7 protein-coding genes and 1 pseudogene are annotated in these 9,788 nt (G+C 70.2%); 3 read left to right on the forward strand and 5 right to left on the reverse strand.

The genetic code is table 11. The annotated features are described in order from the left end of the window. Positions 1-46: 46 nt before the first annotated feature. Positions 47-160 (forward strand): annotated as a pseudogene (locus AOK11_RS45480) (hypothetical protein); the annotation flags it as partial. An 840-nt stretch (positions 161-1,000) separates the two neighbouring features. Here the strand turns inward: AOK11_RS45480 and AOK11_RS29260 are convergent. Together AOK11_RS29260 and AOK11_RS29265 are read right to left on the reverse strand one after the other, a co-directional pair. Next, positions 1,001-1,201, reverse strand: a complete 201-nt coding sequence (locus AOK11_RS29260; RefSeq protein WP_055596730.1) for a DUF397 domain-containing protein — start codon at positions 1,199-1,201, stop codon at positions 1,001-1,003. Then, complete coding sequence (locus AOK11_RS29265; protein WP_055596731.1) at positions 1,198-2,070, reverse strand: helix-turn-helix domain-containing protein; 873 nt, start codon at positions 2,068-2,070, stop codon at positions 1,198-1,200. The genes AOK11_RS29260 and AOK11_RS29265 overlap by 4 nt, the downstream gene beginning before the upstream one ends. A gap of 162 nt (positions 2,071-2,232) precedes the next feature. On the opposite strand from AOK11_RS29265, the gene AOK11_RS29270 reads away from it, so the two are divergent. Continuing rightward, complete coding sequence (locus AOK11_RS29270) at positions 2,233-2,709, forward strand: ATP-binding protein (protein WP_055596732.1); 477 nt, start codon at positions 2,233-2,235, stop codon at positions 2,707-2,709. A 75-nt stretch (positions 2,710-2,784) separates the two neighbouring features. Here AOK11_RS29270 and AOK11_RS29275 read toward each other — a convergent pair whose 3' ends face one another. Continuing rightward, complete coding sequence (locus AOK11_RS29275) at positions 2,785-5,370, reverse strand: GmrSD restriction endonuclease domain-containing protein (protein ID WP_055596733.1); 2,586 nt, start codon at positions 5,368-5,370, stop codon at positions 2,785-2,787. A gap of 176 nt (positions 5,371-5,546) precedes the next feature. Here AOK11_RS29275 and AOK11_RS29280 point away from each other — a divergent pair, with 176 nt between their 5' ends. Beyond that, entirely contained in the window at positions 5,547-7,796 is a 2,250-nt protein-coding gene (locus AOK11_RS29280; RefSeq protein WP_240497533.1) for a Zn-binding domain-containing protein, read from the forward strand. 179 nt (positions 7,797-7,975) lie between these two features. Here AOK11_RS29280 and AOK11_RS29285 read toward each other — a convergent pair whose 3' ends face one another. Together AOK11_RS29285 and AOK11_RS29290 are read right to left on the reverse strand one after the other, a co-directional pair. Then, positions 7,976-8,674, reverse strand: a complete 699-nt coding sequence (locus AOK11_RS29285; RefSeq protein ID WP_055596734.1) for an ABC transporter ATP-binding protein — start codon at positions 8,672-8,674, stop codon at positions 7,976-7,978. Further along, a complete protein-coding gene (locus AOK11_RS29290; RefSeq protein WP_063793542.1) occupies positions 8,671-9,759 on the reverse strand; it encodes an ABC transporter permease in 1,089 nt (362 codons plus the stop codon). The genes AOK11_RS29285 and AOK11_RS29290 overlap by 4 nt, the downstream gene beginning before the upstream one ends. Positions 9,760-9,788 lie beyond the last annotated feature (29 nt).

The raw sequence follows: 9,788 nt of genomic DNA on the forward strand, positions 1-9,788 counted from the left end.
TGCCGGACCGCGCCGCGGAGGCGCCATGACCGCGATGTCGAGCACGATGGGCTTGACCGCGCGCTTGCTCCAGCTGCTGGACCTGCGGTCGGGTCAGCGGGTGTTGGATGTCGGGACCGGCGCAGGAGTGACCGCGTCCGTGGCGTGCTTCGTGTGCGGCAGCGACGGTGTCGTCACCCTCGACATCGACCCGTACGTCACCTCCGCGGCGCGGTCCGGCAGCACGGCCGAGAATCGGCTCACCGTCGTGCTGGATCGCGACGCTGTCCCCGCTGTGCAGCCGCCGCAGCAACTCGTCCCGGTCGGCCGGCTGCGACCGGTCCAACAGGTCCCAGCGTGGCGGTGTCTCGTCGGGCGCCGAGCGCCGCGCGTACGCCTGTGGCATCAGCACCTCGCGCGACAGCGCCAGCAGGGCCTCACGCACGGGGCCGGGGCCCAGGTCGCCGCTGTCCTCGAGCCGGGCGACCATCGCCGCCCTGGCCGCCACGATCGCCCGGGCCGCCTCGGCTTCGGGGTCGTCGACGACGGACTCCGGTGGGATGAGGGGGACTTCGTGCACGGTGGGGTCGGACACCACGGAGAACTCCAGGAGATCGGGCGGAGCGGGAGCAACAGGAGGTGCGGCCACCGCAGTCGACAACTCGCGTACGCCGCATCGCCTCCCGTCGAGCGGTCCCGCCGGGCTTCTTCGGCACGCGTGCCCAGGCACGGCCGGACCGGTCGGCCGGAGTGCGAGCGGCGACCGCACACGGGCGTCGGCCGGCCCGGACGGGTCGGGCACCAGAAGTCAGCCGGCACCTCAGTCCTCAACGCGAAGTGGGGGCCCACCCCGTCCGTTGACGTACGAAAAGGCCATCGCTCTGAGAAAGGGGGAGCGGGGGCGATCGCACCCGCGGCCGATCTTGGGGCGGCCGGTGGCGGGGCCGGCCGGTGCCGGAACCGCCACCGAGGGGAGGACCGTGCCAAGAGGCCTGAGCGCAACGGCCTCAGGCGCGACAGGTCAGATCCGGTCCCGCCCCAGGTCCGTGACGAACCCGGACCATGCGCTCCGCGCGAACGCGAGCCGAGGGCCACCGCGTTCCTTGGAATCCCGTACGTGTATGGCGGTCGCGTCGGCGGCGACCTCGACGCACGCCCCTCCTTCGCCGCTGCTGTAGCTGCTCTTGAACCAATCCAACCGTGCGGCCTGTTCAGTGTTCATTGGTCTCCCAGCATCTTCTCGATCAAGGTCAGTGACTCTTCTGGCGTGAGCGCCTGCGCCCTGATGCTGCCGTAGCGCGCGGCAAGGATACGTACCTCGTCCGGATCCGTGATCAGACGGCTGACGTGCTGTACTTCCAGGTACGCCACTTGGGGCTTGCCCTTCGGAGTGAGCAGGATGAACGGCCCACCCAGGCTGGGATGTTCCTTGCGTTCCGTCGGCAGCACCTGGAGCTCCACACTGCGTAGCCTGCCGAACTTCAGCAGCGCTTCAAGTTGCTCCCGATGAACGTTCCCCCCGCCGAGCGGCCGACGCAATACGGATTCCTCGATGGTGAAGGTGGTGAACGGCGGAGGCCAGCGGTCGAAGATCTGCTGGCGGTCCAGCCGTGCGGCCACGCGCTGTTCGACGGTCGCCTCGTCCAACAGAGGTTGACGGGTACCGAATACCACATGTGCGTGAGCCTCCGTCTGAACGAGCCCGGGGATCGCGAGCGAGCTGTAATCGTGCAGCTCGACTGCCTCCGCCTCCAACCGCGCGTAATTCCGGAACCACTCCGGATGCCGCACTCTCCGTCGGGTCTTCGCCCGTTCCACGTCTTCCGCGGCGGACGCGAGCAGGCCCCCGCAGTCCAGCAACTGGTCTACCGCGAGCAGCAGTTCGGGCTGAGGCGTTCGCCGTGCCCGCTCGACCGACGAGATCGTCTCCTCGCCGTACCCGAGCCGGTCGCCCAGCTCCTTCTGACTCAGCCCGGCCCGCTCCCGGGCCACCTTGATCTGTCGGCCGAGGGCCCGGAACAGGTCCGCGACCTCGTCCGTGCCGTCCGCCTCGTCGCCCGTGGGAACCCCCGTACCCGGCTGCGCTGCCATGCCGTACCACCACCCTGTTCCTTGTGCAGAGGACGAACCGGCGAAAGCACGGCCGAGACACGGCCGTACGCCCGTACATCGCACCGTCCGTGCCGGGACAGTGGCCCTGCGTACCGCGCGGAGTGCTCCACACAGTAGGACGAATCGGTCACCCTCGGTGAGGTGAATCAGGAAACCGTCACCGCACCCGGTGAACCGATCGTCGGCACAGCCCACTTCCGCACCATGTTTCCCACTACGGCGCACGGTGCGCACACCGCACGCCATGCGGCTGAGCGCTGGCTCGCCGCACAACAAGGGTGGCCGGAGCCCGCCGACGACGACAGCACGGCCACGGCCTCCCTCCTCATCGCCGAACTGACCGCGAACGCGGCCCTGCACGGCCGGGTGCGGGGCAGGGACGCACGTCTCGCTCTCACCCTGACGCCTGCCACCCTGCGGATCGAGGTCACCGACGCGCGGGGCGAACGTCTGCCCGCCCCGCCCCCGGCCGCCGATACCGACAGCGACGGTGAATCCGGACGGGGCCTGCTCCTCGTCGCCTCGCTCGCCGACGCCTGGGGCTGCGAGCCGTACCCACCGGGCGGCAAGACGGTGTGGGCGGAGTGCGCCCGGCGGGCTGCCCGGACAGGGAGGTAGGCAGGGCAAGGGCACTCTGCCGCCGGTGCCCCGCCCGCCCTGCTCACCACAGCCCGGCCGTCGGCCGGCCCGTCCTCAGGACGTGCCCCGGCTCTCCCAGCGGTCCCGGAACCACGTCAGTGTCTCGGTGAACAGCTCCCGGTTGCGGTCCTTCTCCAGCAGGGACAGCCGGATGTTGGGACGCAGCTCCAGCTTGCCCTCCGGGATGTCGACACCGTCCAGAGCGTTGAGGCGCGTGAGGTATTCGGCGCGCAGCGCACGGTCGGTGAACGGCTCCCGCGCGGCGAGGTACTGGAACACCACCTCCGCCGTGCCCCCGCGCCCGGTGCCGGGGTAGAGCGTCATCGGCCAGATGCCGCAGCCGGGGCCACCCGCCTCGCCGAGCATGAGGTACGCACTCGTGGTGACGTGTCCCGCGCCGTGGCCGATCCAGCCACCCAGTCCCTCCCAGTGCGCGAAGAGCGCGCGGACCGCTTCGACCGTTCCGGGGGAGTCGTCCGCGGCGAGCTGGCGGAAGAACCGTTCGGCGCGGGTCTCCTCGCCCGGTGCTTCCACGGTTCCGTCCTGAGCGGTGTCCTCGCCGTCCGCCCGGTCGTCGTCCGTGCCTGCGAGCAGTGCGGCGAGGTCGTCGGCGGTGAGCCGCTGGACCGGGTCGGCGGCCCCGGTGGCCGTGAAGCGGACGCCGTCGGCAGCCAACCGGGCGCGGACGTCGTCACTTCCCGCGTCCTGGGGCGTCGCCCACCGGAAGCCGTCGGAGACCTTGCCCTCGGAGGTGAGGACACGGTACGCGTTGGCCACACCGGGGGTGTTGGCCAGATGGTTGCCCACGGCCTGGGCGCCGGAACCGAGGAACGCGGCGAGGTCGCCGTAAGAGGTCCAGGTGCCGTGGGGGAGCGCGGCGAGGACCTGGTGGGCGAGCTGCCAGTCGCGGCTGCGTTCCGCGCGGCCGACTCCGCGCAGCGGGGCCGGCCACAACGCGATCGCACGGTCGGCGAGTTCGTCGGCGCGGGCCAGGATCTCGCGCACGCCCCAGCGCTCAGTGGCGGCGATGCGGCGGTTCATCTCCAGGTGGCTGCCCTGCAGCAGATCCTGTTTGCGCCCGAAGGGGTGGTTGGACAGTTCCGCGTTGACCGCGGTGAGCGTCAGGTTGCCAAGGGTGTGCTGGAACTGGGCATGTAGCTCCTCCGCGGTCTCCTCGCCGGCCGTCTCCTCGCTCAGTGCGCGCAGCCACTCGTCACTGGGCGACTGCGGCATGACGTGCTCGATGGTGAGCTGCGCGGCGGCGAAGTCGACCGGTTCGGGATGCTCGTAGCTCTCCTCCAGCCGTTGCAGCACCAGTTTGCGCTGCTGCCACCGCCCGTACTGGTAGAACGGCGCCTTCCTGATCTTGTCGCGCAGTTCGGTGTCATCGGGCCAGAAGCGGTTCTCGGAGGAGAGGAGCCGGTGCAGTCCCTCGGTGACGGGCACGTCGAGCGGGAGCTGTCCGGGCACGGCCTGGAAGATCCGGTTGAGGTTGTTGACCGGGACCCGACAGATCATCCGACGGACGAGGAAGCTCTCGATGTACGCCAGGGCGCGGGCGGTCTCGGAGGAGTCCACTTCCCCGCGCTCGCGCCGGTCGAACAGCAGCATCAGGGCGGGATAGGTGACGGCCGCCTGCCACGCGTCCAGGCGGTGGAGCGCGGCCCGGACCGCGGGATCGGGTTCCTCCTCGGGGTGCAGCAGCCGGCGGAAGTGGGCGCTGCGGCGGTGCAGTTCCCTGATGTACTCCTCGATCTCCGCCTCGCCCGTCTTCCTTTCCTCGAAGCGCTTCTGCTGGGCGGTGTACAGGTCCTGGCGGCGGACCCGGTCGTCTCCTTCGAGTACCAGTTGCAGCCACATGAGCTGTTCCAGCTCGTCGTTGCTCAGACTGCCCTGCAGGGGCAGCCAGTAGGTCTCGTAGACGTGCTCGCCGCGTGCCGGAAGCCGCATGAAGAGGTAGTTGCGCAGCAGGTCGGCCTGGCTCAACTTGAGACCGGTGTTGTTGAGCGACTCGAAGATGCGGTGCACGTTGTCGCCGCGCTCGGCGGTCACCGCCACCAGCGTGAGCCTGGAGGTGATCGCCTGCTCGATGCGGAACACGTCCTGGGGAGCCGCCGGATCGTCCGCCTCGACGAGCTTCTTGCGGAAGAAGGCATAGGCGGTGGCGACGCCGCTGCCGGTGGCCTGACCGGTGAGGGAGCCGCGGATGCGGGCGGCGAACTGCGGACGGTCCGCCTGTGTCGGCAGCAGACGGAGGTGGTCGTTGCCACTGTTCCACTTGTTGATCAGGTACTGCTCATCGATGCGCTGGGCCTGGTTCGGCGCAGTGTCCGCGACATGATCCCGGATGGCGGCCAGGGCCAGGGACAGCGTGGTCAGCCGCTGCTGGCCGTCGACGACGAGCCAGCGGGAGAACGTCGCATCGTTCTGCGGTGACGGCGCGAGCACGACCGAACCGAGGAAGTGCGTGCTTGCCTTCTCCTCCGCCGACTCGAGCAGCCCGGCCTGTTCCAGGATGTCGCTCCACAGCTGCTTGAGGTGCTTCTCGGTCCAGGAGTACGTCCGTTGGTAGAGCGGTACCTGAAACTGCTGGGCCCGGCCCTGCACGAGATCGGCGAACAACGTTTCCTTGGCCTGCATGATGGCCCCCTCGATCCTCGATCGTCCGCCGCCGATTACATCAGGCCCGGCCGACCTCCGTATTGGAAAAGCCTCATGATGTGCGTAACCGTCGGAGACCCGGTCACACTGCATTTCGTGGGTCTGTCCTGAGCTGACGGTTGGAGAAGCCGGTCCCCGCCCGGGTGTACGAAGCGATGGCTACGTTCAAGCAGCTGACCGCCCCGCAACTGCACGCGGACAAGACCCTGGAACGGGTGCTCGACGCCCTCGGCCACCAGGGCGACCCGCGCGGAGCCGCACTGGACGTCCTCGGCCGGCTGTGGACCGACCTCACCACCGGGCACCTCGCCGACTGGCTACCGGGGGAGAACCAGGTCGGCATCGGCGCGGTCCGCCGACTCGACCACGCCTGGCTGCGCCTGCGGCCCGTCACTGAGGACGGCGAGCCGCTCCACGCCTGCGACCGCTGCCGCCGCGTCGTCGCCGTGTCCGTACGCGGGGTGTGCCCTACCCTGCGGTGCACCGGCCGCCTCGAGGAATACAAGCTGGCCACCGAGACCGACGGCCACCTCCGGCGCCTCTACCTCACCTTCGACCCCGTACCGCTGCGCGCCCAGGAACACACGGCGCAGTGGACCGGCGAGAAGGCCGCCGAGATCCAGGGCGAGTTCGTCCGCGGGCAGGTCAACGCCCTTTCCTGCTCAACCACTTTCGAGCTCGGCGTCGACGTAGGCGAACTGCAGGCCGTCGTCCTGCGCAACATGCCGCCCTCCACCGCCAACTACGTCCAGCGGGCCGGACGCGCCGGCCGGCGCGCGGACTCCGCCGCCCTCGTCCTCACCTACGCCCAGCGACGCCCTCACGACCTCGCGCGGTTCGCGGAATTCCAGCGGATGATCGCCGGAGAGGTCCGGGCCCCGATCGTCCCGGTCGACAACGTCCGCATCGACCGCCGTCACGCCCATTCCATCGCCCTCGCCGCGTTCTTCCGCGCCATGAAGGAGGAACGGGGCCGTATCTGGTGCAAGGCGGGTGAGTTCTTCCTGCCCGACGACAGCACCGGCGAGACAGCGGCCCACATCGTGCGTGACTGGCTCACGCCCGTCCCGGACAGCGTGGCGACCTCGATCCGCCGGGTGCTTCCCGCAAGCGTCCAGGACGAGATCGACGTGGAGTCGGGCGCCTGGGTCGGCGAACTGGACCGACTGTTGCGGGCCGCGGGACAGATCCTCGAGCAGGACGTCACGGCCTACAGTGAGCGCCGCGACCAGGCGGTGGCCGCCCGCAAGTACCGGCTGGCGGACATGTACGAGAAGGTCATCCGCAACCTGACGCACCGCGACCTCCTCGGGGTCCTGGCCAACCGCAACGTCCTGCCCAAGTACGGCTTCCCCGTGGACACCGTCGAACTGCGCATCCCGCAGGACAGCGGCACCGTGTCGGGCCAGCTCGAACTCACCCGCGATCTCAGTGCCGCCGTCCATGAGTACGCGCCGGGCGCCGAGATCGTGGCGGGCGGCCAGCTGTGGGCATCCGCCGGGGTCTACCGTCTGCCCGACCGCGAACTGGTCAGCCGTCACTACACCGTGTGCGGCACCTGCGGCCGCTACCGCGAGGCCACAGGACCCGTCGACCCCACCTGCACCGCCTGCGGCACGTCGTCCACCTCCGTGCCGCGCCGCTACGTCGAGCCGGTCTACGGTTTCGTCGCCGCGCGCGGACCTCAGCGCAGTCCGGGACAGACACCGCCGCGCCGCTCCTGGTACGGCGACGTCCACATGTCCACCGACACCGCGGACGTCCACGAGGGGACCACCGTCTTCGCCTCCGGTCACACCACTGCCTGGTCGGCGGGTGCCCGGGGCGAGATGGTCGTCGTCTCGGAGGGGCCGGGCGGTGCCGGGTACGAGATCTGTGACTGGTGCGGTTGGGGCCGTCCGCATGCGCGTGCCGGATCCCGGGGCACGGGACACCCTCATCTGCTGAAGGACACCCAGTGCACCGGCCCGATGCGGGTCGTTTCCCTTGCTCACCGGTACCAGACGGACTTCCTCCAGATCCACCTCGACCCGCTCACCGCCCTCAGCGCGACGCAGGAAACCCTGCGCTCCGGCCTCTACGCACTGCTGGAGGGCGCGGCCACGCACTTGGAGATCAGCCGGGACGACATCGACGGCACGGTCCATACGGGAACCGACGGCATGCCTTCGCTCCTACTTTTCGACACCACACCAGGCGGTGCAGGGAACGCGACCTGGATCGGAGAGCACCTCGCCCCGGTCGTCGAGGCCGCCCATGCGCGCGTGGGGGGTTGCGAGTGTGGCCCGGAGAGCAGTTGCTACGCATGCCTCCGAACCTTCCGCAACGAGCGCTTCCACGAATTGTTGAGTCGCGGTGAAGCCGTCGTGCTACTCGATGCCTTGGCGGGCAGAAGTATTGGTTGACTGATCAGCAGACGCTTGCCTTGCACCACCTTCTTGCGGTGGATGATCAGCTGCATGCGTGCATGCGTGCATGCGTGCATGCGTGCATGATCCGGCCGCCGCCCGGGAGGTCATCCCACACCGCGGGTGACCTGCGAGCGGGGAGTGAGCCCCGGTGTATATGCCAGGGCGCTGCCTCCTCACGGCCCGCTGCCTCCGCGGGCCGGCGTCGGGAGGTGGAGGCGGCCGTCGCGGACTTCGGCGATCCGGTCGACGGCGGTGAGGTGGGTGTGGTCGTGCGTGACCAGGACGGTGGCGGTGGCCTGCCGGCGGGTGAGGCGGGTGATCAGGTCGATGACGGCGGCACCGCGTTCGCGGTCTAGGGCGCTGGTGGGTTCGTCGACCAGGAGGACGGTGGGGTCGTTCATCAGGGCGCGGGCGATGTTGACGCGCTGGCGCTGACCGCCGGAGAGCTGGTGGGGGTGGCGGTCGGCCAGGCCGACCAGGCCGACCGCGTCGAGGAGTTCCAGGGCGCGGTTCCGGGCGGTGCGGGGTTTACGGCCGTCGATCTGGGCCATGACCTGGAGTTGTTCGGCTGCGGTGAGGGAGGGCAGCAGGTTGGGCTGCTGGAAGACGATGCCGATCAGGTGGCGGCGCAGTGCGGTCAGCTCGCCGCGGGTCAGGCCGGTGGTGGAGGTGCCGTCGATGGTGACGGTGCCGGCATCGGGGGTGATCAGGGTGGCGGCGACGGCCAGCAGGCTGGACTTGCCGGATCCGGAGGGTCCGACCACGGCGGTCAGGCTGCCCTGGGGAACCTCCAGGCTGACCCGGTCGAGAGCGGTCAGGCGGTTCTCGCCGTCGGGGTAGGTGAGGGTGATGTCGGTCAGGGTCAGGCTCATCGGACGCTCCCCAGGGCGGTCAGCGGATCGACGGAGGTGATGCGGTGGATGGACAGGGCGGCCCCGAGGGCGCCGAGCAGGATCATCACCGCCGCGGGGAGCAGGACGGTGGCGGGGGTGAGGAGGAACGGCACGGCCGAGCCGGCCACGACGGCGCCGAGGGCGGCGGCGATGCCGGTGCCGAGCAGGGTCCCGCCGGCGAGCAGGACGACGGCCTGGCCGAGGGCGTCCTTGAGGAGGCCCGAGGTGGGGGCGCCGAGCGCCTTGAGAACGGCGACGTCGCCGCTGCGCTGGATGGTCCACACGGTGAAGAAGGCCCCGATGACGAGGGCGGAGATGGCGAACAGGAAGCCGCGCATCAGCTGCAGGGAGCCGTTCTCGGAGGTGTAGGAGCCGATCGCGGACAGCGACTCGTCGGTGGTGACCGTCCTGGTGCCGGCCTGCCGGTCGGTGGCCGCCACGTCGGTCCCGGAGGTGGTGTTCAGGGCGATGACGGTGGCGGCGGGGCCCTCGCCGGTGCCGGTGGGCGGCGCGGCCCTCTGCCAGACGTCGAGGCTGGTCCAGACGACCGGGGTGTGGCTGAAGTAGGCGTCGCCCCGCACGGCGGCCACCCTCAGCCGCTGCCCGGCCAGGGTGAGGGAGTCACCGGCCCGCACGTCCAGGTCGTCGGCGGCCGCGGTGGACAGCACCACCCCGCTGTCACTGATCCCGCCGCCGCCCGGGGCGAGACGGGAGCCGGGCCGGACGCCGAAGGCGGAGACCCCGGTGCTCCTGTCCCCGGCGGTGGCTCTGGTGGTGGTGATCCCCAGCGGTTCGGCGCTTTCGACGCCGGGCGCCTCGGACCACTGCCGCCACTGCCGCTCGGTGACGGTGGAGTGGGAGTACGACAGGTCCTGGCCGCCACCGGGAGCCTGGAAGGCGATCCTGTCGGCGGGCAGGGAAGTGATCGCGGAGATGTTCTGCCGGCCCAGTCCGGCCGTCAGACCGGACAACAGCCCGACCAGCAGGGTGATCAGCACGACGACGGTGCCCATCAGGGCGAAACGCCCCTTGGCGAACTTCAGGTCTCTCCAGGCGACGAACACGGCCTCGGCCTGTCCTTTCCGACGGTGGA

The sequence above is a fragment of the Streptomyces hirsutus genome (assembly GCF_001418415.1).
GTDB classification, from domain to species: domain Bacteria; phylum Actinomycetota; class Actinomycetes; order Streptomycetales; family Streptomycetaceae; genus Streptomyces; species Streptomyces hirsutus.